This window comes from Methanosarcina siciliae T4/M, assembly GCF_000970085.1.
In the GTDB taxonomy this organism is placed as follows: domain Archaea; phylum Halobacteriota; class Methanosarcinia; order Methanosarcinales; family Methanosarcinaceae; genus Methanosarcina; species Methanosarcina siciliae.
The window spans coordinates 1441264-1466509 of record NZ_CP009506.1 but is presented as its reverse complement, the minus strand read 5'-3'; the positions used below and the strand labels follow the sequence as shown (position 1 = coordinate 1466509).

Annotated in this window: 21 protein-coding genes; 16 read left to right on the top strand and 5 right to left on the bottom strand. The window is 42.5% G+C overall.

Features of this window, described 5'->3' with window-relative positions; genetic code table 11:
• Window positions 1-137 precede the first annotated feature (137 nt).
• Window positions 138-1976, bottom strand: a complete 1839-nt coding sequence (locus MSSIT_RS06315; protein ID WP_048170912.1) for a cation:proton antiporter domain-containing protein — start codon at window positions 1974-1976, stop codon at window positions 138-140.
• A gap of 298 nt (window positions 1977-2274) precedes the next feature.
• Here MSSIT_RS06315 and MSSIT_RS06310 point away from each other — a divergent pair, with 298 nt between their 5' ends.
• The 5 genes from MSSIT_RS06310 to glmU (MSSIT_RS06290) all read left to right on the top strand — a co-directional run bounded on the left by MSSIT_RS06310 (window position 2275) and on the right by glmU (MSSIT_RS06290) (window position 9137).
• Window positions 2275-3210 (top strand): calcium/sodium antiporter, encoded by a 936-nt coding sequence (locus tag MSSIT_RS06310; protein ID WP_331456184.1) that lies wholly within the window; start codon window positions 2275-2277, stop codon window positions 3208-3210.
• 222 nt (window positions 3211-3432) lie between these two features.
• On the top strand, window positions 3433-4650 hold the full coding sequence (gene glmU / locus MSSIT_RS06305) for a bifunctional sugar-1-phosphate nucleotidylyltransferase/acetyltransferase (RefSeq protein WP_048170910.1): 1218 nt from the start codon (window positions 3433-3435) through the stop codon (window positions 4648-4650).
• A 22-nt stretch (window positions 4651-4672) separates the two neighbouring features.
• Window positions 4673-6529 (top strand): glutamine--fructose-6-phosphate transaminase (isomerizing), encoded by a 1857-nt coding sequence (gene glmS, locus MSSIT_RS06300; RefSeq protein ID WP_048170908.1) that lies wholly within the window; start codon window positions 4673-4675, stop codon window positions 6527-6529.
• A gap of 113 nt (window positions 6530-6642) precedes the next feature.
• Window positions 6643-7947, top strand: a complete 1305-nt coding sequence (gene glmM, locus MSSIT_RS06295; RefSeq protein ID WP_048174560.1) for a phosphoglucosamine mutase — start codon at window positions 6643-6645, stop codon at window positions 7945-7947.
• Window positions 7944-9137: a bifunctional sugar-1-phosphate nucleotidylyltransferase/acetyltransferase gene (gene glmU, locus MSSIT_RS06290; protein WP_048170906.1), complete on the top strand. Its 1194-nt coding sequence runs from the start codon at window positions 7944-7946 to the stop codon at window positions 9135-9137. The genes glmM and glmU (MSSIT_RS06290) overlap by 4 nt, the downstream gene beginning before the upstream one ends.
• 107 nt (window positions 9138-9244) lie before the next feature.
• Here the strand turns inward: glmU (MSSIT_RS06290) and MSSIT_RS06285 are convergent, their stop codons facing one another.
• The gene (locus MSSIT_RS06285; RefSeq protein ID WP_048170904.1) at window positions 9245-9772 is read right to left on the bottom strand and encodes a hypothetical protein; all 528 of its coding nucleotides are present in this window, start codon (window positions 9770-9772) and stop codon (window positions 9245-9247) included.
• 1027 nt (window positions 9773-10799) lie between these two features.
• On the opposite strand from MSSIT_RS06285, the gene MSSIT_RS06280 reads away from it, so the two are divergent.
• From MSSIT_RS06280 to MSSIT_RS06265, 4 genes are all read left to right on the top strand, one after another.
• Entirely contained in the window at window positions 10800-11411 is a 612-nt protein-coding gene (locus MSSIT_RS06280) for a GNAT family N-acetyltransferase (protein WP_048170903.1), read from the top strand.
• A 116-nt stretch (window positions 11412-11527) separates the two neighbouring features.
• The gene (locus tag MSSIT_RS06275) at window positions 11528-11956 is read left to right on the top strand and encodes a hypothetical protein (RefSeq protein ID WP_048170901.1); all 429 of its coding nucleotides are present in this window, start codon (window positions 11528-11530) and stop codon (window positions 11954-11956) included.
• 363 nt (window positions 11957-12319) lie between these two features.
• The gene (locus tag MSSIT_RS06270; RefSeq protein ID WP_231590445.1) at window positions 12320-13030 is read left to right on the top strand and encodes a CatA-like O-acetyltransferase; all 711 of its coding nucleotides are present in this window, start codon (window positions 12320-12322) and stop codon (window positions 13028-13030) included.
• A 214-nt stretch (window positions 13031-13244) separates the two neighbouring features.
• On the top strand, window positions 13245-13964 hold the full coding sequence (locus MSSIT_RS06265) for an alpha/beta hydrolase (protein ID WP_048170899.1): 720 nt from the start codon (window positions 13245-13247) through the stop codon (window positions 13962-13964).
• Between the two features lie 513 nt (window positions 13965-14477).
• Here MSSIT_RS06265 and MSSIT_RS06260 read toward each other — a convergent pair.
• The gene (locus MSSIT_RS06260; protein ID WP_231590444.1) at window positions 14478-15800 is read right to left on the bottom strand and encodes a sensor histidine kinase; all 1323 of its coding nucleotides are present in this window, start codon (window positions 15798-15800) and stop codon (window positions 14478-14480) included.
• A gap of 108 nt (window positions 15801-15908) precedes the next feature.
• Here MSSIT_RS06260 and MSSIT_RS06255 point away from each other — a divergent pair, with 108 nt between their 5' ends.
• The 6 genes from MSSIT_RS06255 to MSSIT_RS06230 all read left to right on the top strand — a co-directional run bounded on the left by MSSIT_RS06255 (window position 15909) and on the right by MSSIT_RS06230 (window position 23047).
• A complete protein-coding gene (locus MSSIT_RS06255; RefSeq protein WP_048170895.1) occupies window positions 15909-16274 on the top strand; it encodes a ribbon-helix-helix domain-containing protein in 366 nt (121 codons plus the stop codon).
• A 254-nt stretch (window positions 16275-16528) separates the two neighbouring features.
• Window positions 16529-16912, top strand: a complete 384-nt coding sequence (locus MSSIT_RS06250) for a hypothetical protein (RefSeq protein WP_048170893.1) — start codon at window positions 16529-16531, stop codon at window positions 16910-16912.
• Window positions 16913-18124: 1212 nt separating this feature from the next.
• The gene (locus tag MSSIT_RS06245; RefSeq protein WP_048170891.1) at window positions 18125-18820 is read left to right on the top strand and encodes a 4Fe-4S dicluster domain-containing protein; all 696 of its coding nucleotides are present in this window, start codon (window positions 18125-18127) and stop codon (window positions 18818-18820) included.
• An 829-nt stretch (window positions 18821-19649) separates the two neighbouring features.
• Complete coding sequence (locus MSSIT_RS06240; protein ID WP_048174558.1) at window positions 19650-20846, top strand: peptidase U32 family protein; 1197 nt, start codon at window positions 19650-19652, stop codon at window positions 20844-20846.
• Between the two features lie 475 nt (window positions 20847-21321).
• Window positions 21322-22287: a methenyltetrahydromethanopterin cyclohydrolase gene (mch, locus tag MSSIT_RS06235; protein WP_048170890.1), complete on the top strand. Its 966-nt coding sequence runs from the start codon at window positions 21322-21324 to the stop codon at window positions 22285-22287.
• A gap of 292 nt (window positions 22288-22579) precedes the next feature.
• The gene (locus tag MSSIT_RS06230) at window positions 22580-23047 is read left to right on the top strand and encodes a DUF2124 family protein (RefSeq protein ID WP_048170888.1); all 468 of its coding nucleotides are present in this window, start codon (window positions 22580-22582) and stop codon (window positions 23045-23047) included.
• Window positions 23048-23165: 118 nt separating this feature from the next.
• Here MSSIT_RS06230 and MSSIT_RS06225 read toward each other — a convergent pair whose 3' ends face one another.
• Window positions 23166-23474, bottom strand: a complete 309-nt coding sequence (locus MSSIT_RS06225) for a hypothetical protein (RefSeq protein WP_048170886.1) — start codon at window positions 23472-23474, stop codon at window positions 23166-23168.
• A gap of 179 nt (window positions 23475-23653) precedes the next feature.
• Here MSSIT_RS06225 and MSSIT_RS06220 point away from each other — a divergent pair, with 179 nt between their 5' ends.
• Window positions 23654-24811 (top strand): LL-diaminopimelate aminotransferase, encoded by a 1158-nt coding sequence (locus tag MSSIT_RS06220; protein ID WP_048170884.1) that lies wholly within the window; start codon window positions 23654-23656, stop codon window positions 24809-24811.
• Between the two features lie 102 nt (window positions 24812-24913).
• Here MSSIT_RS06220 and MSSIT_RS06215 read toward each other — a convergent pair whose 3' ends face one another.
• Entirely contained in the window at window positions 24914-25198 is a 285-nt protein-coding gene (locus MSSIT_RS06215; RefSeq protein ID WP_048170882.1) for a MoaD/ThiS family protein, read from the bottom strand.
• Window positions 25199-25246: the final 48 nt, after the last annotated feature.

Genomic DNA, 25246 nt, shown 5'->3' with positions numbered 1-25246 from the left:
CAGAGAAAAGATTTATCTTCCTTTCCAGGTCTGAATCCATGATACAAAATCACTTTCTCTGAGACTTCCTCTGATATTCGATTTTCAGCATGTGTTTATCAAATTACCAGGGAGTATACTCCGCAATATATTAAAAGTTATTTGTGAAGTATGGACGCGGTCTGCTTGGCTGCATCTCCTTCTCCGATAACGGTTACGATATCTTCATATTCAAGCACGAGGTTTCCATGGGCGATAATAGAATCACTTCCCCGCTGAACCATAACCAGAAGGCTCTTTTCAGGGAACTGGATATCCTTGATGGCTTGCCCGATCACCCTGGGGTTCGTAACCTTGACTTCCATCATATCCCCTTCACCTCCCACCTCACACATTGAGAAAAGATGGGGTCTTCCGATCATGTTGTCCAGCACAACTGCAGTGGTCATGGCCGGGCTCATGGAGCGGATCCCCAGGTTCCAGAAAGCCTGCAGGTTTTCGATTTCGTTTACCCTGGCTACCAGCTGGTCACCCCTGAATCCGAAAGAAGCTTTAGCGAGCTGGCAGAAGAGAAGGTTCGTATTATCCTGATTAGTTGTAGCAACCACATATTTGGCATTCTCTATTCCTGCCTTTTTCAGGACATTCACGTCTCCAGCATCTCCCTGGACAGTACGGATTCCGAGTTCCATGCATTTCTTGCAGTTGTCCTCGGAAATATCCACAACAACTACATTTTCTCCTCTTTTGTCAAAACGTTCGGCAAGAATCCTGCCTACCTTTCCTCCACCAATAATAAGGATTTCCATAGGGATTACCTCCAGCACCTCTGCCACTTTTTTTGACAGGCTGCCACTCATGAAGACCGTGATAATAACCGTAAGGAAGACAAGCCCCACGAGGGTCTGTCCTCCGGGAATGCCCATTGAATCAAGCTTGATTGCAAAATAGGTCGCAACCGCAGTCGGCACAACGCCCCTGGGCCCGACAAAGGAAATAAAAAGTTTCTCATTCGTGCCGATCTGCGAGTTCCACATAGAAACAAAGACTGCAAAAGGACGGATCACGAATATGAGAAGCATTACAAGGGCTATTCCGCTTGCCCCTATTCTCAGAATATATTCGAATTTAATCATTGCAGCAAGCAGGATAAAAATCAGGGAAAGCATAACAATCACAATGTCGCTCTTGAATTCCTTGATAGTATCCTTATAAGGGAATTCCGAAGTTCCGAGGATGATCCCGAAGATGGCTACCGCCAGAATTCCGGACTCGTTGCCCAGGTATTCCGAAAGGACGAAGCAGGAAAATACCGCGGTAAGGGAGACCAGCCTTGCAGTCCGATTGCTGATCGCCTTTCCCCGTGTAAAAAACCAGCGGAGAGCAAACCCACTCAAGGACCCCAGTGCAATTCCGATCCCCAGCCTGTAAAGGATAAAGACTACAGCATCAGTCCCGGAAAGTTCTGCTGCTACCCATTCGAAGACCATGGCCGCAAGGATCACACTGGCAGCATCATTCAGGACCCCCTCAAGCTCCAGGATCTTGCCAAGCTTGTGGCTGACCTGGATATTTCTCACAATTGGGGTTATCACTGTCGGGCCCGTTGCCGTTACAAGGGCTCCGAAAAGGGCAGCTAGTTCGAGTGGGAGCCCTATCAGGCAGCTGGTCAGAACCGTGGTGCCAAGAAAAGTCACAAAGACCCCTATTGTTGTCAGCTTCAGGACACTTTCCTGAACCATCCTTATGTGCTTCAGGTCGATATGGAGCCCGCCGTCAAAAACAATAACGGATACCGAGATTGCCACGATAGTGCTCAGCCCGTCGACATATAGGGCCGGGTTCACCAGGTTAAGGACCTCGGGCCCTGCGATGATTCCTTCGATCAACAGGAAAATGATAAAAGGAATCCGGAAATAGAAGCTAAGTGCCTGTGCGACAAGAGACATTACAAGCACGGCAACCACGAGCCCTAGTAGGAGTATTGGATCAAGCATGAGATTCCCTGTAATGATGCATTAACTTACCAAAAATATTTGACAAATATCCGAGATAGTGAACGGAAAGATATCTAAAGGTTGTATTGCCTAAAGGTTGTATTGCCAAAAAAGCACATAACACTTGAAGATGCATACATTATCATACAATTGTTTTATATAAACTTGACTCTGTTGTTAACCCCCTTAAAGCGAAAGAATAGTTTTTTACAACATCTACAATCCATGGAAACTGGAAAAAACAAGAGCGTTTGAGTTATATTCCTTGTCCTCTTTAAAGGACTCCATGGAGTTGCTTTTGATCTTTCTCTTTCTGCTCAGCCTTGCCATGATAAGCAAAGGTTCGGACTGGTTTATTGAAGCTGCGGTTGCAATCTCAAACAAAAGCGGGATCCCGAAAATGCTTATAGGGGCTACGATCGTAAGTTTTGCAACCACAGCTCCGGAGTTTGCAGTTTCTGCAACAGCAGCTTATCTCGGGCATACGGATGTAACAATAGGAAATGCAGTCGGCTCGGTCATATGCAACACCGGGTTTGTACTGGGTTCGATTATCACTGTAAAAGCAATCCCCGTGAAGGACGATACCTTTCCCATTAAAAGCGGGCTTATGCTCCTTTCAGGAATTGTCCTCATCATAGTCAGCCGCGACGGAAATGTGAACCATCTCGACGGAATAATACTTCTGCTTGTGTTTTTTGCCTTCCTATTCCACGCTTCAAAGACCCAGCGTGTGTTATTCGAAGATGACGAGCCCGGAAGAGAAAAGATAAAGATCAAAGATATCCGGAAGGACATAGCTTTCTTCGTTCTCGGTTCCTTTTCCGTAGTTATAGGAAGCAGGATCCTGGTAGATTCCGGAATAAAGATAGCCGAATGGATAGGCATACCCGAAGTAATAATAGCCCTGACGGCGGTTGCAATAGGAACCTCCCTTCCCGAACTTGCAACTGCAATTGCCTCTCTCAGGAAAGGGCACCAGGACCTCTCCATAGGAAACATCCTTGGGGCAAACACAATGGACGTGGCCATGGTCCTCGGGGTGTCCTCCCAGATTCGCGTACTTCCTGTCTCGGAACAGCTTGCAAAATACGATTTTCCATTCATGTTCTTTATAACTCTCGCCCTTGTAGTCTTCGGAATAACGGGAAAAAAACTAGAAAGGTGGGAAGGAGGCGCGATTCTAGGAGCGTATCTGTTTTATGTAGCAGGGCTTTTTATCTTATACGGATAAAACCTGCATTTCAGTTTTGAGAAAATTAGAATGTTCATCACTCTTAAAACCGGAGAGTGACAACTTCTTATATATAATTTTCCCTTTAAATAGACCAGTAACTCATTTTAATATTTTACATAATGTATTTGAGTCTTTGAATTAAATAAACTTATTAATATATTTAAATGAGATCGCATTTGAAGGTAATGTATAAATTCTAAAAAAAAGTTCTTTAACTCTATGAAAGCTATTATCCTTGCAGCAGGGGAAGGACTGCGCTGCAGGCCTCTTACGCTTACTCGTTCCAAAGTAATGCTTCCTGTGGCCAACAGACCCATTCTGGAACACGTCATATCTTCGCTTGAGAAAAATGGAATAAAAGAGATCATCCTTATTGTTGGATATGAAAAAGAACGCATAATGAACTATTTTGAAGACGGGCTGAATTTCGGGGTCAATATAACATATGTTGAGCAAAAAGCCCAGCTTGGGACAGCACATGCAATTGAACAGGCAAAAAAACAAATAAGTCCCGAAGATTCCGAATTCCTCGTCCTTAACGGAGACAACCTGGTAGAATCTAAAACCATTGCAGATCTTCTTAACAACTATGAGGGAGATGCAAGCCTTTTAACCGTGAGAATGGAGGAAACAGCAGGGTATGGAGTAGTATTGAAAGAAAATAAACGAGTTACCCGAATTCTGGAAAAAAGGCCCGGGGACCTGAGCCATATCGTAAATACGGGAATTTATATTTTTACTCCGCAGGTCTTTGAAACAATAGAAAAAACTCCGATATCCGAAAATGGAGAATACGCAATAACCGATACTCTCCAGCTTATGATTGACGAAGGAAAAGTCGTCACTTCAATCCCGACCGAATCCAAATGGCTGGATGCGGTTCATGCCTGGGACCTCCTGAAAGCAAACTCGACTGTATTAAACTCCTCCAGGAACCTTAAGCAAGAAGGAGAAATTGAAGAAGGGGTAATAATTCGCGGGAAGGTTGCAATCGGGAAAAACTCAAGAATCCGTGCCGGAACCTATATAGTAGGCCCGGTAGTTATCGGGGAAAACTGTGATATAGGACCTAATGTAGTAATTCTGCCCTCTACCACAATAGGAGACAATGTGTCCATAAGGTCCTTTACCGAAATCCAGAACAGCATCATAATGAACGACTGCAGGATTTCTTCCCACGGACAGATTTCTAATTGCATAATCGGTAGCAACAATACCCTTGGCCCGGGCTTTACTGCAGAGGAAAAAGAAAACCTTGAGATAAACATAAACTGCAAGATTCACACTGCTCCGAAGCTCGGTACCATACTTGGAGACGATAACCGGATAGGAGACAGGGTGCTTGTGAAAGCCGGCGTAATGATTGCTGTCAACTGTCAGGTAGAGTCTGGAAACACCATTTACAGAGACCTCCCCCGTGATTCGGTGGTCCTCTGAGCTCTTAAAAAGGAGATTAAAAATGTGTGGAATTGTCGGATATGCAGGGCGAAATGCTGCTGCACCGGTCATTATAGAGTCCCTGAAAAAACTTGAATATAGAGGATACGACTCCGCAGGGATTACCGTTCTTGGTAAAGAAATTGAAACTTACAAGGCAGTCGGGAAAATCGTAAATCTCGAAGCCGAAATTCCGAAGAACCTCGGAGGAAGCGTAGGAATAGGACACACACGCTGGGCAACCCACGGCCGTCCAAGCACGAAAAATGCCCACCCTCATAACTCAGGAGGTAACCCGGGAAAAATTTCGCTGGTACATAACGGGATTATAGAAAATTACATGGCACTGAAAGAACAGCTCACCGGAGAAGGCTATGTCTTCAACTCCGAAACCGACACCGAAGTGGTCGCACACCTCCTCCACAAACACATCTATGGAAAACCGGATGGAAAAGAAGCTAAATGCGAACTCCTTGTCGGACTCAGAGAATCCTTAAAAGAGATTGAAGGGTCCTATGCCCTTGCAATCCTCTCTGCTGATGAACCCGGGAAACTCGTGCTCGCCCGCAAGGACAGCCCTCTCGTCATCGGGCTTGGGAAAGGGGAAAACTTTGCTGCATCCGATGTAACTGCTTTTCTGAGCCACACCAGAGATGTTGTCTTCGTAAACGACTTTGAGACGGCAGTCCTGAGTCCTGCAGGCGTGGAGATCTTTGACAGGGAAGGAAAACCCAGGGAAAAGAAGATCGAAAAGATAGAATGGGACTTTGAGGCTGCGGAAAAAGCAGGTTACGAACATTTCATGCTGAAAGAGATTCACGAACAGGTCACTGCAATTCATAACACCCTGGCAGGCAAAGTCTCTGAACTGGAAGGAGATATTTACTTAAAAGAACTGAACCTCAGTGAGGACGAAATCAGGGAACTTGTAAGGGTTCAGATTCTCGCCTGCGGAACCTCCTGGCACGCAGGCCTGCTCGGGAAATACCTGTTTGAACAGCTTGCAGGAATTCACTGCGACATTGACATCTGCTCTGAATACAGGTACAGAAATCCTGTTATGAATGAAGGGACCCTTGCCATTGCGATTACTCAATCAGGAGAAACTGCCGATACCCTTGCAGCCGTGCGGGAGATTATGTCTTACAATTGCCCTACACTTGCGATTACAAATGTTGTGGGAAGCACGATTACAAGGGAAGCAAACAGTGTGCTCTATACACGTGCAGGGCCCGAAATCGGAGTTGCTGCCACAAAGACCTTCACCACCCAGCTTACCCTTCTATATCTCCTCGCCGTAAAATTCGCTCTTGTAAGGGACAGGCTTAGTCCGGATTATGTAAAAAGTTTCATTACGGACCTCAGGAAAGTCCCCGGACAGATCCAGCAGATCCTAAACCAGAAGGAAATAATAAAGGAATGTGCCGATGGCTTTGCTCGCTCAAAAAGCTACTTCTTCCTTGGCAGGCATCTTAACTATCCCATAGCTCTAGAAGGAGCCCTGAAACTCAAAGAAATTTCCTACGTGCATGCCGAAGGCTTCGCTGCAGGAGAACTGAAACACGGTCCGATTGCCCTGCTTGATGAGGGAACCCCGGTAGTTGCGATTGCCACCAGAGGGCATACTTATGAAAAGATGCTCAGCAACATAAAGGAAGTAAAAGCCAGGGATGCTTTTGTAATAGCAGTTGCCGACAACAAGGACACAGAGATCACGAAGTATGTAGATGTTGTCCTCAGAGTACCCCAGAGCGACGAACTGCTGTCTCCCCTGCTGAGTATTGTCGTACTTCAGCTGCTTGCCTATTATACGGCTCTTGCCAGGAACTGCTCCATTGACAAACCCCGCAACCTTGCAAAGAGTGTTACTGTCGAATGATTGTACGGACTGAGAATTTCGGATCAGGACCGGATTTTCAGGATTATAAATCTAACAACAGAATATGGGACTTCAGAACAAAAAGGGACCTCACGAAATATGGAGTGGGATTTATGAAACTCTTCGGATCTTCAGGAATTAGAGGCATAGTCAATAAAGAAGTTACACCCGAACTTGCACTACAGATAGGGCTTGTTCTGGGAAGCCGAAAAAAGACCGCGGTTATCGGGAGGGACCCCAGAGTTTCGGCGCCTATGATAGAGCACGCCCTGGTTGCCGGGCTGACTGCAGCAGGCTGTGATGTTACAAAGGTGGGAATGGTAACCACCCCTACCCTGGCATACGCAGCCAGAGAATATGAGTGCGGAGTAATGGTTACGGCTTCACACAACCCCTCAGAGTATGTGGGGATAAAGTTGTGGAACCCTGACGGCATGGCTTTTGATTCGGCCCAGCAGGAAGAAATTGAGGATGCTATCGAAAACGGAAATTTTTTGCGAGTTACCTGGGACCTCATTGGAAATGTTGCCGAGGACGAAAACGCCATTCGGAGCCACATAGATCTGATCGAGAGGCTCGTAGGGAATTCAAAACTGCGCGTAGTTCTTGACTGCGGATGCGGAGCCGGAAGTACAATCACTCCATATCTCCTGCAGGAACTCGGCTGCCAGGTAATAACCCTGAACTCCCAGCCTGACGGGCACTTCCCTGCAAGGAACCCCGAACCTAACGACCAGAACCTTTCCCTGCTCAAAAAAGCCGTTGTGGCGTTCGAAGCCGACCTCGGAATAGCCCATGATGGGGACGCGGACAGGATGATGGCAGTCGACGAAAAAGGCAACTTCATCTCCGGAGATGAACTGCTCGCAATCTTCGGGCGTTTTGAGTGCGGAGGCGAAAAAGAAGCTGTAGTCGTGCCTGTGGACACCTCTATGATGGTTGACGATTATCTTGAAGGTTCGGAAATCATAAGGACCAGGGTTGGGGATGTTTACGTTGCAGAGGGCATAAAGCAGTATGGGGCCATCTACGGCGGAGAGCCATCAGGAAGCTGGATTTTCCCCAGGATTTCCTACTGCCCTGACGGGATCTATGCTGCTGCGAAGCTTGTTGAGATTGTCAGGAAAAAGAAATTAAGCGAACTCAGGGCAGAACTTCCTGTCTATGCCACAAAAAGGGGAGCTCTTCCGTGTGCAAACGAAAAGAAAGCCGAGTTAATGGAAAAGGTAAAAACAAAGCTTGAACCCCTCGGAAAAGTCCTTGATATTGACGGCATCCGCGTGGAACTCGAAAACGGCTGGGTGCTTGTCCGCCCCTCGGGAACGGAAACAAAGGTCAGGATTACGGCAGAAGCCCGGGAAAACGTAGACGAAATCTATGGGATGGCAGAGAAAATCGTAAAGGAGGCACTTAAATGAAAGCAGTTGTCCTCGTGGCAGGCAAAGGCACAAGAATGGAGCCTCTTACCTCCGACTGCCCGAAAGTGATGCTTAAGGTTGCAAACAAACCGATACTTGAACATATCCTGAACTCAGCGATAGAAGCCGGTATCGAGGGCTTTGTCTTCATTACGGGATACCTTGAAGAGCAAATAAAAGCCCACTTCGGGGACGGAAGCAAATGGGGAGTGAGCATTGAGTACGTGCAGCAAAAAGAGCAGCTCGGAACTGCAAATGCGATAGGCTACGCCAGGGGACACGTTGAAGGGGCATTCCTTGTACTTAACGGGGACATGCTCATAGAACAGGAGGACTTAAAGGCCCTGGTCTCAAGGAAAGAAGAAGCTGTCATCTGCGTAAAAGAGGTAGAAAACCCCTCGAACTTCGGAGTGCTCGAGACCGAGAATAATAAAGTTGTCAGGATAATTGAAAAGCCGAAAACCCCCCCAACCAACCTTGCAAATGCCGGCATTTACCTTTTCAGGGAGTCCATTTTTGACTTTATTGACAAAACCCGGCCCTCCGTGAGAAGGGAACTTGAGATAACGGATTCCATCCAGATGCTGATCGACAGCGGGACACCTGTGGGTTACAGCCCCCTCGAAGGCAGGTGGATTGACATCGGATATCCCTGGGACCTCCTGAAAGCAAACGAACACCTTTTAAAAGACCACAAAGGCAGCTGCGAAGGTACCGTTGAGCCATACGCAGTCATAAAAGGAGAAGTTGCAATCGGAAAAGGTGCTATAATCCGAAGCGGGTCATATATCGAAGGGCCTGTGGTAATAGGTGAGAACTGTGACATAGGGCCCAACTGCTTTATCCGCCCTTCAACTGCAATAGGCAAGCGTGTCAGGGTAGGCAATGCCGTTGAAATAAAAAACACAATTGTTATGGAAGGCACTCATGTAGGGCACCTGAGCTACGTGGGAGACAGCGTAATAGGCCGCCGCTGCAATTTCGGGGCCGGGACAAAGGTTGCAAACCTCCGCCATGACGGGAAGAACATAAAGGTAATGTTGAGAGGCAGGATTCTTGACTCCGGCAGAAGGAAACTGGGCGTGATCATGGGAGATGATGTGCACACCGGCATCAATACGAGCATAAATATTGGCGTGGTAATGCACAAAGGAAGGGCCACACTTCCCGGAGAAATAGTCAAGCACTGAACCAAAGTAAGAAAAGAAAGCAGGATTCCCTTCCTTATGGGGTACAGGAGGGGAATCAAAAGGTTTTTTATACGAATCTTTATTCTGAAAGGACATTTTTAAAGGGTTCAGGAATACAGCTGCTTTATGCTCCAGAGCACCGTTTTTCGGAAGAAACCTTCTACTGTCACATTTAGAGAACCATCATTCATCTGTTCTACAGCCTTCCTTAAAGGATCATCCGAATCAAGTGTCTCTCTTACGGTTTCTTCATCGGATTCCACGATTATGGTGGGGCCTAACTGTGAATTGGGATCATTGGGAGTGTCGTATTTGTAAAACTCGCCTACTTTCCCACCCCTCATAAGTGCGGTTACGTAGAGCATCTCACCATTCTCAAGTTCAATTGTTCCTGCAATCTCTTCACTTGCCACAAGTCTTTTGACGAGTGAAGGCACATTATCAAAGTTATTGTTATAAAGCTCCGCTTGTGCACTTAATTCCGAAAAAAGATCGTTCTCCGTACTGGAATTAATAGAAGTTGTAAAGGTTTCAGCTGCTGTAATGTTACCCGCACCGGAAGCCGCACCTGCGGAACTAACAAGCAAAAGCATAACCAGAAGGGAAACCATAGCCCTATTTTTCAAATAATTCATGATTGAGAATAAGAGGCAGGGATATAAAAAAGTTCTCAATACTAATGTTGTATCCTGAATTGGTACTGCGAATGATCATGTAAAATGAAACAAATTTGAGCGTCAGGATCTTTGATATAACCTGATTGAGGATATTTTACCAAAAAATCACCAAAGTAATGGATACATAGTTTTTATTTAAATAGGTGCATTTTGAGTATTTTTGAACTAAAAAGCCCTATAACTATATCAAATCTTAAAAAATGCACAGTTTTTTAGAGTAAACATGTGCACCAATGTAACAGGAATGAATACAAAAGTGTGAGAAATAGCAATTGTTAGAGACTTTGGTCAGAACATTTATATTGAGTTAACAAATAGGAGTTTAGGGGATTAAAATTTTCTTCCTATTTTACAATCAGTTAAATAGAAAATATGTCAAATCGATAAGTTAAAAGAGAATATGTTATTTGGTGAGTGACCTGGCCATTTATTAAACAGTCATGTCCTTTATTTTTAGGAAGGAGTTGAAAATAATATGGAGCTTTCCAGAAAAAATACTTCGTTGATATTTCTTATTGCACTACTGATTGCTATAATTGCTATTGTATATTACCTCACTTCAGGACCACAAAGTTTCGCTTTTCGTGTGATTTATACGTAATATCGTTGCATTATCAGGAATTCTGCTAAAGTTTGGTATTATACCGAAAGAACTGATTCTTTGTTTCTACTTAAGCACAGGTTTTCGTATAAAAACTGTGCATGAATATGAAGGGTATGATTTCATTTATAGTGATGTCATGCGGTTGTTTATGGGAACAGTGACTTGCCCAGGAAGTTGCAGTATATTGAACACATCGAAAACAAGTTTGATGGGGAGACAGGGATTTTAAAGCGGAGAAAACTAAGTCTGATGGAGCAATTGTGAAAAGCCAGATGCAAACAAATATAGCAAAAGATTTTAATTTTGATGTGAAAGTGGAGTAATCTATATTTTCATTCATTGCAGAGACGGATTTATTTTGGAAGGGAGCAGAAAACGACAATGAACATCTCTATCAGATTAGAAGAAGAAAAGGACTTCAAAAGTGTAGAATACATGACAAGAGAAGCATTCTGGGATTTATACAAACCGGGATGTGATGAACATCTTATAGTGCATAAAATAAGAAAAGTACCTGCATTTGTAAAAGAGTTGGATTTCGTTGCATGTGATAAGGATACAATCGTCGGAAATATTATCTATTCAAAAGCTAAGGTCATAAATGAGGAAAATAAAAAGTTCGAAGTTTTATGTATGGGCCCGTTTGCAGTATTGCCGGCATATCAAAAGCAGGGGATCGGTTCTTTATTAATAAATTATTCTATCGAAAAGGCAAGGCAGCTGGGATATAAGGGTATTATTATTTTTGGAAATCCCGACTACTATCATCGTTTTGGTTTTGTCAATGCTAAAGAATATAATATTCGGTCATCCTGGGGTGATGATGTTGATGCATTTATGGCATTAGAACTCTACGATAACAGCTTGAATGGTGTTTCAGGAGAATTTTATGAGGACGAGATTTTTAAAATAGAAAAGGAGGAGCTGGAGGATTTTGAAAAGCAATTTCCCTACAAAGAGAAGCATGTTACGGGCACTCAATTAAAACTATAAATAAAGAAGGAACGCCGTGAATTCTTTTTTTGAGAAATTTATGGCAGGCTTGGAGCAGTTCCGGCAGCAAAAAAGGAAAGAAAACTCTTTGCGAAATAAAACGGAGTTAAAGTCGAATGATTAAAAAGGTTGCAAATTTTATAATACCATTTGTTATTACAACTATTATTTTACTGGTCTATTTTTATCTTGCACATGGTTTACCTGTTGCTCATGAACTGGAAAAAACGAATATCATATCTGTGCAAATTGTGCAGGGAAATGAAACCATTAATCTTACCGGCGATGAAGATATTGAGAAAGCCGTCAATGTTGCAAAAGTATTAAGTTTTCGATTTGGAGAAGCTAATGACAGACCTGCAGATACGACATGCACATTTTATCAGAGAGATGGTTCCAAAATCGAAATCGGAGCAAACAATGACACCATATTTAAGAATGGCAAGCAGTATGTTGGTGTGAATGAGTCATGTCGATTTTTTGGAAACGTAATTCAAGGCCTTTTCTTCTCGGAAACACTACAGGATGGGAAACTGTATAACTAACGAATGAGCTTATCCCAAAACTTGATCTAACCACATTACTTTTGGAGTAACCACATTACTTTTGGAGTGGGATCATTATAAAGAAAATTTCAATGCCATCAACTGTTTTTTAATTTTCCTTAATTCATCATCCTGAAAGGTGAGGCACTGATAATGAAGCATAGAATTAAGGAAAACAGAATGAATTATCATAGAGCTTCAAAATGTTGGACTGTTCGATCTTTATATTGTAAGAAAAGAATTTAACGTCCCCTGATACATTGAGCCAACCGCATTACTTTTATCTTAGGTTATCCCACCACTGTCTTTTTGAGTCCCGACTTCCATAATACTCGGAAAAACCACTTAAAGAAACGGTAATGTATGAGATCTGTCGAGAAAACAGGTCGTGAAACTAAAAGAAAATATATCGGAATGTGGATTGTATTGAACGAAGGCGTAAATATGGGAAACAGCTACCAGATAATAAATTTTGAAACATGGAAAAGAAAAGAATATTGTCAAATCTACAGGAATGCAGTGCAGCCTCAATATTGTGTGAGTTTTGAACTTGATGTGAAGAATTTTAAAAGGTACGTTAAAGAAAATAACTGGTCATTTACGATGGCGTTTATCTTTGCTGTTACGAAATGCGCAAATGAAATCGAGGAGTTTCGGTATCGTTTTCTTGATGGCGAAGTTGTGTTATATGATTCCGTTGACACCTCATTTACATATCTGGATAAAGAAACAGAATTATTTAAGGTAGTAAACGTGCCCATGCAGGCTACGATTGAGAAGTTTGTACAACTGGCAATCGTAACGGCAGAAAATCAAAAAGAACATTTTACAGGCCCTGTAGAAAACGATGTATATCAATTCTCTGCCCTTCCGTGGATAACGTTTACGCATATTTTGCACACGGATTTAGGAAACAGGGAAAAAGCGCAACCCATATTTGATTGGGGAAAATATCATGAAAGGGGTGGCAAATTAATGATGCCGTTTGCAGTCCAGGTTCATCATACATTTGTTGATGGTATTCATATTGGCAAACTTGCGGATAAGCTGCAGAGATATCTGGATGAAGTGTAGATACGCTCAGGGCTCCGATAAATTCAGTCATGTATGAAGTTTTATATTCATCATCGAGAAGTGACATGAACTAGTACCATGAAAACTTAATTATGGATCATCAATTTAGATCAAAACAATATCAGCTGATGGTAGTCACTAAAATGTATGTTCAACATTTAGGTCACGGTACTAGTTTACGGATGCTTTGCCCATATAGGAGATAAGTGAGAAAATGGAGAAAAGACATTTTTATATCTCAAATAATAAAACTCGTATTCCTGCCATCCTGTGGGGAAAGCAAGGTGAAAAGCTATTGATTGAAGTTCACGGCAACCTTTCTAATAAAGAGGACACCGTAATTTCCATGATGGCACAAAAGGCCGTTGCAAAAGGTTACCAGGCGTTAAGCTTTGACCTGCCAATGCACGGTGAGCATGTAGATGAGGAATATGCCTGTATTCCCGAAAATTGCATAAGTGATCTGGTTGCTGTTTATGAGCATGCAAAGTCGCTTGCGTCTGACATTCATTTGTTTGCATGTAGCATGGGCGCCTATTTCAGTCTGCTTGCCTATCATGACTTTGACATAAAGCAAAGTTTGTTTCTCTCGCCTGTTGTCAATATGGAACGCATTATACGCAATATGATGGAAGGTTTCCAGGTAAGTGAAGAGAGACTAAAAGCAGAGCATGAAATCCGATTGCCGATTGGACAGACATTGGAATGGGACTATTATTGCTATGTGAGAGAAAACCCTATCTGTTTTGAATGGAAAGTACCGACTGCCATTTTGTACGGCTCGGACGATAATCTGTCTGAATGGGACGAAATTTCAGCATTTGCAGCGAGGTATCAAGCAACAGTTAAAGTTCTTGAGCAAGGGGAGCATTACTTCCATACGGAAGAGCAATTGCAGGTATTTGATCTATGGGCAGATGAGAATCTGCTGTAAAGTAGCATAGAAAATGAGCAAAACCCCATAAGGGGGATATTAGAAGCAGACAGGAATAGCAGGTAAAATCACTCTTTTTTATTTGTATTCGTGGTCATGGTAAAACACTCCAAAGTTCTTTTTTACATCTGAGTCATTGAATACACATATTTAAGAATCCCGAGTAAGTAAAAAGCAGCAGGTTAAGGTTAAAACCTGTGCATATAGGAAAACTTTCTTTATATTTTGTATATTCAAAAATTTAACAGTAGATAATAGATAAGGGACAGAAGCAGATAGATAAGGGACAGAAGCAAAGGAACCTGGGTCATTCGGGAAGACTGAATATATAAAAAATAAAGATGTTTAAAACAGATAAGAAAAGAATGAGTACTATAATCTCCAGCTCTGTTGTAACTTCAACAGCTCATAATAAACTCATAATGTAATGATATATGGAATTAAAGAGAAGGTAATATTATTATCAGCATGTATGCCTAATTGGACGACTGAGAATTAATGCCCCGGAAAGCTTCATTTCTCAATTTCCAGCTTACTGAAGCGGATATTGAATTTTGTCCCTTTGTCTCTTTTAAGTTCGATGTAACCTCCTATCTGTTCAACAAAAATGTTTACGAGCTGCAACCCAAGGGAGTCCTTATTCTGAAGGTCCGTCAATTCCGGAATTCCCCGGCCGTTGTCTTCTACGGTCAGGATGAACTGCAAATTCTTTTCATTTGAGTAACCTGATACAATTCCTGAGCTCTTGGAGTTTTTAAATTCTTTTTTGCAATTCTTCATCCGGGAAAGATTTACTCGAATTTCTCCTTCTTTTCCAGGTAGAAAGGCATGCTTCAGGGCATTTGAAACCAGTTCGTTGACAATAATACCAAGGGGTACCGCGGTATCTGTTTCCATATAAACCTGTTCGAGGTCCAATCTCAAATTAATCCTTTCATTTCCTACCCGGTAGGAATTGAAAAGTTCTGCAGTGAGTTTCCGAAGATAGTCGGCAAAGTCAATTGTGTACGTTTCTCCGATGCAGAGTTCCTGATGGATAAGAGACATTGAGGCTATACGGTTCTGGCTTTCCCGAAACGCTTCAATAATTTCTGGATCGATAGATTTATCAGCTTCGAAACTGAGCAGGGATGAGATCACCTGAAGGTTATTTTTTATCCTGTGGTTAATTTCTTTTATGCGTGCGTTCCCAATTTTTTCCAGGGAAATCGCTGCCAGTTTACTTCCGGTGATATCACGAATAAATCCCTGTACTTCTCCGCGCTTTCCGGAAACTGACGGAGTTTTCTGAATAACCTGCCTGACCCACTTTATATCATCATCCCTATTCCGTATCCGATACTCTATTTCGGTGGAAGCGGCCGGATTAGACAAAGCTGTTTTTACATTTTTAAAAATAAGAGGCAAGTCTTCGGATACGATTATTTCTAACCATCTTGCCCTGCTGGATAGAAAATCCTCTTTATTGTAACCGGTTACGCCTTTCACATCTCCATCAATAAATACCGGTTCAAAGTTCTCATCCGTCCTGAACCCTATAAAACCTTTAATATTCTGTACGAGTAAACGACAGTCATTTTCATCGGTCTGCAAACTCCTGCCCGAAAGTTCACTTTCGTTTTCTTCTCTCCATAAAAACACTGTTTTTTCCCAGGATACGGGTTTTGCTTCTGTTTTTTCTACCCCTCGATCCGTCAAAAGCAAAGGAGTTAACAGGAGGACTATACTTACTACATATCTCGCAGCTGTATGAAACATTATGTCGCAGGACTCTGCTATCACGTCTCTCTGTTTATCCAGCATTCTCCCTTCCTTTTCACATTCTTTTTCATTCATAATCGGTGTATTTATCATACATTGTTATTAACTATTCTTATAAATAACTTATTATCGGTTCTTTTTTCATACAATCGTTTATATTATAATCAGTGATATGATTTAGCGATGAAAGAACGGTTCACTATCTCAATGGATAATGATTTAGCATCATGGCTTGATAGATTGTATGATGAAAAAATATTCAGCAGTAGAAGTCATGGAATTGAATTTTGTGTCAGGCAAATCAAAAAAATGGATATCGAAAAGGTTGTACTTTTACACTGGGGGAAAGAGGAAGTAGAGCCGGTTTTCTTATCTAAAAAAAATGTTCAAATTCTTTCCAGGATATCTGAAAAATTCAATCTCAGTCTTGAAGACACTCTTGGTGTACTTTTATATAAGGAATTGGAGAATTTGAGTAAAAATATTGCGGAATCGGAAAAAGAGAAAGGAACTAAAGAGGAGAACCTTAGAAAAGTTTTTTTTGAATAAAGTATTATCCGCTTCAATAAAATTGGGGATCATACCTGCGAGTCCTGTTAAAGAAGCATAGTTTTTCTCTACCTGTACTGCAAGTTTGAAGATGATATCTTTTTTAGTTCTCAATAAAGAAACTTACCCCACATTCAAGTTTTTGATTACTTTCAGCATGCTTGATTAGCTCTTATATCTTTAGAGGTTATTTAATTCTCGGATGGGAGTTAATAATGTTTTTAAAAATACATTGTCCGGTTTGTGGTGCTGAAATGTACCATAACATCAGGTTATCTGCTCTGGAACATCTGCATTTCGAAGGGGAGAGGCAGGCTTGCAGGTATGTGGTTGAAAATATCGAGATACAGGATTCTCTAACTGAAGAAGAGCTCGTCAGAAGTATCCTGCAGGGCCTGCAAAAAGTTATCCATGATGGAATTGAGGTAGAAACCCTTATAGGGATTCTGGAAGAAAATTACGGAGTTACAGGGAGCTGCTGCATGGAGCTTATCGAGAAGATCAAGCTTGAACTTGATATGTATTGTCCGGATAGAAAAAGGCTCTATTTTGCTGATCTGGGAGAAACGGGGAGTTACGCGAAAAGAAAGACTCTTTATTTTTTGTCTGACTCATTTTCTCAGTTTCTCCAGCTATGAATTCATAACTCTTCGCCATCATAACCTTATCACCGGCGTATTTGACAGATTTGACATTTAAGAATTAATTGACAGCCTTTCCCCAGAGTTAGTAACTGAAATTGATAGAATTTACATTTCGACCCCCCTCTTAAAAATATGATGAATTTTTCAACAACTGATTCAACTTATTTAATCCGTTGAGAACACATAATCAATAAGTTTGATGAGTTTGGCTTGAATTCTACATAGTTCTAAAAAACCAAGTCTAAATTTGAGGGATCTACTGAAAAATAAAACAATAATTGCTAAAATTTTTCAAAATTATTCTTAAATGGATGAGTATAGGTATAATTAGCAATAAACATTATGAATAAAAAAATTAAGTTGGTTTTTTTGAGGGGGGTCGAAATGCAAAATAGAAATAAAATAGGTAAAGTATTGGATTCCAATGAGTAAAATCATTGAAGTCCTGAACTAATGGAAAAAAATGAGAAATACTACGCATGAAAGAATTGAGCGGGAAGTGACTGCAATTCTGAATTCCAGCAGATCTCCTACTCAATATTTTTAAATTAAAAATATTGTTAATAGTGGCTCTTTTCACCAGGCCATGGATATGTTTTTCAGTTTGCCATTTTTAACCAAAACCCGGCTCTGTTATGTATTTGCCATATTTCTCCAGACCCTTGATTTGTTTTTCAATAAGCGATGAATGTTCAAAGTATAAACTTCCAAACTCTTTCACAAATTTTATATATAATGGGGGTGTAAAAATGTTTGGCAAGTGTGCATAGCTTGACACGATGAGAACATGGGGGACGGATTGTATTCAATCCAGTCCCCCAACAACCACAAAATTTTAGTCGAGAGCCTTTCCCCTTAAGTCCATACGTTTCCTAATCCTTTATTTAACTTGTTCTCAGAGCTGGGAAAGTAAGTACTGTAAACAGGTCAAGCTGGTTTATAGCTGTTTTCTAACCCTACAGCTAAAATATTCTTTCTTGGAAAAGATTACATATTATGAAAGTTATCAGAAAACAACGGTGTATCTAACCTGAAAACAACGGTGTATCTAACCTGAAAACACAGGTATTAACCTGAAAACACAGGTATGAAAAAGTGGAGTTCCAGGTTGATCTGCTCTTAAAATTGAGATCAAAAACTTTACGTTTTCAATCTTCATTTTTCATAGCCACTCTTTCTAAGACCTGTAAAAATAGGAGATAAAAGATGGTAGAGACAAGCATTACGGAAACTTTGAAAGATATGGCTTTTAGATCAGGCGCTGATTTTATCGGCATGATCGATCCCTCTTGCTTTGAAAATTCTGAGTACACCGGGAATAAACCCCAGGATGTGATGACAGATCTCCAATCCGTTATAATTCTGGGTGTTTCCATACCAAGAGGAGCTTTTGATACACTACCCAATGGTAGAGCCGAATATACAAATACTCTTATGGCAGGTACAGCCACATTGAGAGTAATTGCTTTTCAAATCGCCAGATTTATTGAAAAGAAAGGATATAAGGCAACGATTGCTCCGAGTGAGGGGAGCGAGTTCGGCTACTGGTATGCTGACCGTAAGACCCTTAAAGCGGATTTCTCCTTCAAATATGCCGCATACCATGCAGGCCTGGGAAACTTCGGCCTGAACCATCTTCTCATCACAAAAGATTTTGGGCCTAAAGTCCGTATGACATCCATCCTGACAGATGCCCCGCTGGATGGAGAAAAAAATACCCGACTGCCTTTTATCAACGATGCATGCAGTACTTGCATGAAGTGTATCAAAGCATGTCCTGCAGGTGCCCTTTCCGCAGAAGGGGTGATTTACAAAGAGAAATGCGCTGAATACATGTTCAATGTTCTCGGCGGACTTCGATGTGGGCTCTGTATAAAAGTGTGCCCTCTGAACAGATTTTAATCATTTCTAACTCGAATAACGTGGTAAAAATAGAATAAAAAAAAGTACAAATAAAAAAGTTCAGGTTATTTCCAATCTCCGGACATTTTGTTATCTGGAGATCCGTTTTTCCGTTTTTCCGTTTTTCCAAGTTTTTATAAAACTTGTTATTTTCCTAATTATTTTTATATTACTTAATATTTTCTGGTAAAGTGTGGGCGGATAAGTTCTTTGAAACATGTATTATTCGGGTGTAAAAAAGATCGGATCCTAAATTGATTAAATGTTGGATTTAATGGTTACGGAAACCCTCGGATCCAGAAACAAAGACTCTCTCAATCCCGTATTGATCGAATTTTGATCCGTATCCTCACTATTTTAATTTGCTTCTATTAGTTTCCGGTTTAATCTTCTCCCATTTCCCTTCTAAATTCCACATAATCTCTCTCTACTTCTTCGAGTTTTACGGTTTTGAGTTCAATATCTTCAAGTTCGTATTCTATTTCACGTGCCCCCATATTCGAGACCTCCGATGTCTCCATTATTTTCTTTGTCTGCAAGCTAAATTAGTTCGTTTAAATTAGACTTTCCCATTATTTTAATGGAGATGGCAAACTTATATAAATTTTTCGGTTAACCTTGTATTCTGTTTGATATATCTACTAAGTTTACATTTTTACAGAAATGTGATAAGTTTGCTCCTTTTTATGAATATGAGAAAACTGCATTTCATTCCATTTAGTCTAACTATTTTTCTACGGAGTGAACCTTTTTCCCATACTATAATTTGCGGACCCGCTGAAAGCAGCAAAGATATTCTTAAATGAAAGTTAGAGCATTTTTCTCTCCCATGCATAAAAGTTCGGAACCGGAACTCATCCTTGGTGTCAGGAACCTTGCAGGGCTTGAGGCATGTTCCAGGTATGCTGATGCCGTCTATTTTTCTACGGACAGGCTCAGCCTGAGGGCAAAGGCAAAAGAGATTTTCCTTGAAACTCTGGAGGAGTTTGTCTCGGAGGTCAGGGCAAAGAGGCTGAAAGCTTATCTGGCCGTAAACTCTGCTGTGAATGAAACCAGGCTTGGGGAAGCCGAAGACGTGGTCACTGCAGCTGTAAAAGCCGGAGTTGACGCAGTTATCGCCTGGGACCCGGCGGTCATCCTCAGGGCCCGTAAAGCCGGGATCAGGGTCCATATCTCCACCCAGGCAAACGTTACGAACCACGAAACAGCTGAGTTTTACAGGAGCCTCGGAGCTGAACGGATCGTTTTTTCAAGGGAACTTTCCCTTGAGGAGATCCGGCAAATCAGGCAGCAGACGGAGGTCGAAATCGAAGCTTTTGTCCACGGGGCGATGTGCATGGCGGTTTCAGGCAGATGCCACCTTTCAGCATACGTCCTGGGAAAATCCGGGAACTGCGGGGAATGCACCCAGCCCTGCCGCTGGGAGTGGGAACTTCACGGGGAAAACGGGTTAGTTACGGAAAGCAGGGGAAAATACCTTCTCAGTGCAAAAGATTTATGTATGATAGGGCATGTGCCGGAACTTATTGGAGCAGGGATAAATGCGTTTAAGGTAGAAGGCAGGCTGCGTGACCCCGGATACCTGGAAGTGGTCTCTCGCTGCTACAGGGAAGCAATTGATGCCTTCAAAGCAGGGAGCTATACCCCTGAAAAAGTAGAGGCCTGGAGAACCGAATTGGCTTCGGTGTATAACAGAGGCTTTTCTACAGGTTTTTACTTCGGAGTTCCGGGCCTGGAAGGCTTTTCTACAGAAAAAGGCATGAACGCCTCGGAAAAGAAGCGCAGGGCTGCAGGAATCGTAGAGAATTATTATCCCAAACAGCAGGCTGCGGCAATAAAACTCCTTGAAGAAGGGCTTGTTATCGGGGATGAGATCCTGATCGAAGGCAGTACCACTTATCTGAAGCAGCAAGTTCGCTCGCTTATGAAAGAAGGCATGAGCCTGCAAAGTACTGAAAAAGGGGACGAAGTTGGGCTTGCCGTTGACGGAGTGGTCAGAAAAAACGACCGAATCTTTATAATCTGATCAATTGTATTATCTAAGTAAATTAGTATTATTCAATTAAAATATTATAACAGTATCTATATATTGGATTCTTCCTTATACGAATTACAGCTTACGGAAACAACTAAAAAGAGTTGGCTCAGTTATTAATATAGGGTAAATCTTTCAATATAGCTCAGTTGTTCAGAAACTTAGTTATTCAGTATAGATAGTTATTGACTATTTAGTGTAACTCGTTTACTCGGAGTAAGCCCAATATTCAATATAATGTTCATCTGGCAGGACTAACTTCCAGCCGGGCAAATTACGCCTCGATTGGTAGATGTCATCTGATAATGGTTTATAGCCAGCTCATGACATGTGCCAGCCTGTAGAAGATCGTGATAAACAATTTCGAGAATTAATTTCGATAAATAGTTCGATAAATAACTTAGACAAATAACTTCGATAAACAACTTCGATAAACAATTTTCTGACCGATAAGTAAGGTGATATTTTGATAAGTGTCAACGAAATGGGATCATACGTCATCGAAGAGATGCTCGACTGGAGTGAAGACCTGAAAACGGAAGTAACCAAGCTTGACAGCGGAGCCACAATCATTGACTGTGGAGTTAAAGCCGAAGGCGGATATGAAGCCGGAATGTACCTGGCAAGACTCTGCCTTGGTGACCTTGCTGACCTTAAATACAGCACCTTTGACCTGAACGGTGTCAAATGGCCTGCCATCCAGGTGGCAACCGACAATCCGGTAATTGCCTGCATGGCTTCCCAGTACGCAGGCTGGAGAATCTCTGTAGGAGATTACTTCGGAATGGGTTCCGGCCCTGCCCGCGCGCTCGGCCTGAAACCCAAAGAGCTCTACGAAGAAATCGGGTATGAGGATGATTTTGAAGTTGCGGTTCTTGTAATGGAGTCCGACAAGCTTCCTGATGAGAAAGTGGTCGAATATATTGCAAAGCACTGCGGCGTGGAGCCGGAAAACGTAATGATCGCCGTTGCCCCGACAGCTTCCATCGCAGGTTCTGTCCAGATCTCGGCCCGTGTTGTGGAAACCGGAATCCACAAGCTCGAATCCATCGGTTTCGATATCAACTGCATCAAGAGCGGGTACGGAATTGCCCCCATAGCCCCGGTTGTCGGAAACGATGTCCAGTGCATGGGTTCAACCAATGACTGTGTGATCTACTGCGGCGAAACCAACTATACAGTTCGCTTCGAAGGCGAGCTGGCCGAACTCGAAGATTTTGTAAAGAAAGTCCCCTCAACCACCTCCAGTGACTTCGGAAAACCCTTCTACCAGACCTTCAAAGCCGCAAACTTCGACTTCTTCAAAGTTGACGCAGGCATGTTCGCCCCTGCCAGAGTCACCGTAAACGATCTCAAGAGCTCGAAGACCATCTCAAGCGGCGGGCTTTATCCTGAAATTCTGCTTGAGTCTTTTGGAATCAGGAACGTTTAAAGGGCATTTGCTCTTTTTACTTTTCTTTTTTCTCTGATTTATTTCTCAGTTTTTTCTATTCTTTTCCTAATTTATCTGCTATTTTCCATGTTGTATTCCATCCCAAGACGCTTTGGTCCTTAACTCAACTTATTTATGGGAATGTATCCAATCTTATTGTGGAAGTAGATGATACCTTATTGTTGAAGTAGATGATACTGTAAAGAAAGTACCCTAAAAGCAGGCTTTTGTGAAGTATCAATTATCAATAAGAAGATTTTGGATAAAAAAGAAGAGTTTGGAGAAGAGTTTCATGCCGATAATAAACACCTCTCAGGGAGTAGGAGGCATCCTGAACAGCTTCAAGGGTCTCATGGATGGAGTAGAAAAAATTACATTTGTGGGAACTCCAGGATTCTGCACACCCTTTGCCGAACTTCTGGGTTTTGTGGTAAGGGACAAAAAACTTGCATTTATCCCTAACATGGACTTTAAAAAAGCCAGGTTGATCACTATGACCCCCGAAGGAATACAGCTTGGCGAACCTGTAGACGCTCATGCTGACGCTGTTGTCCTGCTCGGCGGGCTTGCGATGCCAAAGATCGGCGTCAGCCCGGAAAAAGCTAAAGACATCACTGAAAAGGTTCTTGAAGGATCAGCTAAAAGAAAAATCATCGGAGTCTGTTTCCAGTCAATGTTTACACAGCAAAAATGGGACGAGATTATCAACTTTGATTATATTATCAATGCTGACCTGGCTGTTGAAGTGCTTCAAACCTGAAACCAAAGCCACAAATTCAGGAAAAACAATAATCATACCGCTTAAAGCAGTATCGTAAACCGCCTTGAACAGTTTTCAACAAATTCTTTTTTCATCCTTTTTTATCGTACTTAGCGTATTACTCAAATCCTGTTCTACTTTCGTCATCCGGTGCTAACAGATAAACTACCCCTGCAATCAAAAGGGCAGGAGATGACATAAACCTCAATGACATACTTAAAAAAATTACCACAATTTTTAGATTTCCAGCGGATTCAGCCCACCCCCCGGTAGCTGGCCAAAGAGGAGTCATAGTATCGGTTGTATTTGTAAGAGTAGGGTCAAAATAGTAATAAACGTTAAGCGGAACTCCAAATGTCAATTCAATTATTAAAATAAATAATTCCGACGCAATGAAACTTAAAATAGCAAGTTTAGTTTTATACACATGAAAAATATTTGCACTATTAAGTATAAAAGTTTCCGGTGTTTTGGTGATTGTTAAAAATCGACACTGTTTGTAAATTTTACAGGCACTTTTCTCTTCATCCCATACCTTTTAATAGCCCCACCGCCGTAAATATGCAGAATTACATACTGTAAATTCATATTCAGGTGACTTTTCCAATGTATTCTGACCGCATAAACGCATTACCACCATATCTTTTTGCAGCGATTGATGAAGCTAAGGACGAAATGATTGCAAAGGGGGTAGACGTGATCGACCTTGGAGTGGGAGACCCTGACCTTCCGACCCACCCGCACATTGTGGAGGCCATGCGCGAGGCTGTTTGCGACCCCGGGACACACCAGTACCCTTCTTATGCCGGCATGCCGGAATTTCGGAAGGCTGCGGCTGAATGGTGTAAGAATTATAAGGGAATTGAGGTTGACCCTGCAACCGAAGTCCTTTCCCTGATAGGGTCAAAGGAAGCGGTTGCCCATATCCCGCTAGCCTTTGTCAACCCCGGAGATGTCGTGCTCTATACCGAGCCCGGATATCCGGTTTATAAGATCGGCACCCTTTTTGCAGGAGGAGAGCCGTATCCTCTGCCTCTGAAGGCCGAGAACAGCTTCCTGCCTGACCTGGACTCGATTCCGGCAGATGTCCTGAAAAGGGCGAAGCTCTTCTTCTTCAATTACCCGAACAACCCCACCTCGGCAACTGCGGACATGAAGTTCTTTGAAAAGGTTGTTGAGTTCTGCAAGAAAAACGACATCATTGCAGTGCACGACAATGCCTACTGCCAGATGGTCTACGACGGGTACGAGGCACCTTCCTTCCTTGCAGCAGAAGGGGCAATGGACATAGGGATGGAACTTTACTCCCACTCCAAGACCTACAACATGACCGGCTGGAGACTCGGGTTTGCAGTAGGAAACAAATCCCTTATAAAAGGGCTCGGGAAAGTTAAGTCCAACGTGGACTCCGGAGTCTTTGATGCAATCCAGATAGCAGGCATTGCAGCTCTTTCCTCTTCCCAGGCCTGCGTTGACGATACCAATAAAATCTATGAAGAAAGGCGTAACGCCCTGATTGAAGGGCTCACAGCTATGGGCCTTGAAGTCAAACCCCCAAAAGCAACCTTTTACGTCTGGGCTCCGGTCCCGAAAGGCTACACCTCAATCGAGTTTGCAAAAGTCCTCCTCGAAGAGGCCGGAATCGTCGCAACCCCCGGAGTAGGTTTCGGAGACGCTGGTGAAGGCTACATCAGGTTTGCCCTCACCAAGCCGGTCGAGAGGATCCAAGAAGCTGTAGAAAGGATGAAAAAACTGCAATTCTAAGCAATCGGGAAAATTCCTGAAACCGGACTCAAAGTAATTCAAATAACTCAAAACAATCAAAAATGGCGGCGTACCTGAAAAGCCGCCAAAAATCTCTTTTTTTCATCCTCCGGCAACCGGAGGGATCAGCACAATCACATCCCCGTCTTTTAATCCGGTCTCGAATCCGTCGAGAAAATCGGCATCCCTACCGTTAACCAGGAACCTTACTTTAGGAATCCCGCCTGCGGTTGTGCCTGTTGTTGCTTCCTTGAATACTGGCCCGTAGAGGGTTTGAAGGGCCTGCAGGAAGGTTCCCACGGTGTCGCCGGGATGGCCCTCAAGTTCGATTTCGGATTTGCCGGTAATTTCACGGATAGTTGCAAGGAACTTTACGTGGATTTTCAAGCCTATCTCTCCGGAATAAGGAAGAAAACGGTTTATATGAAGTTTATA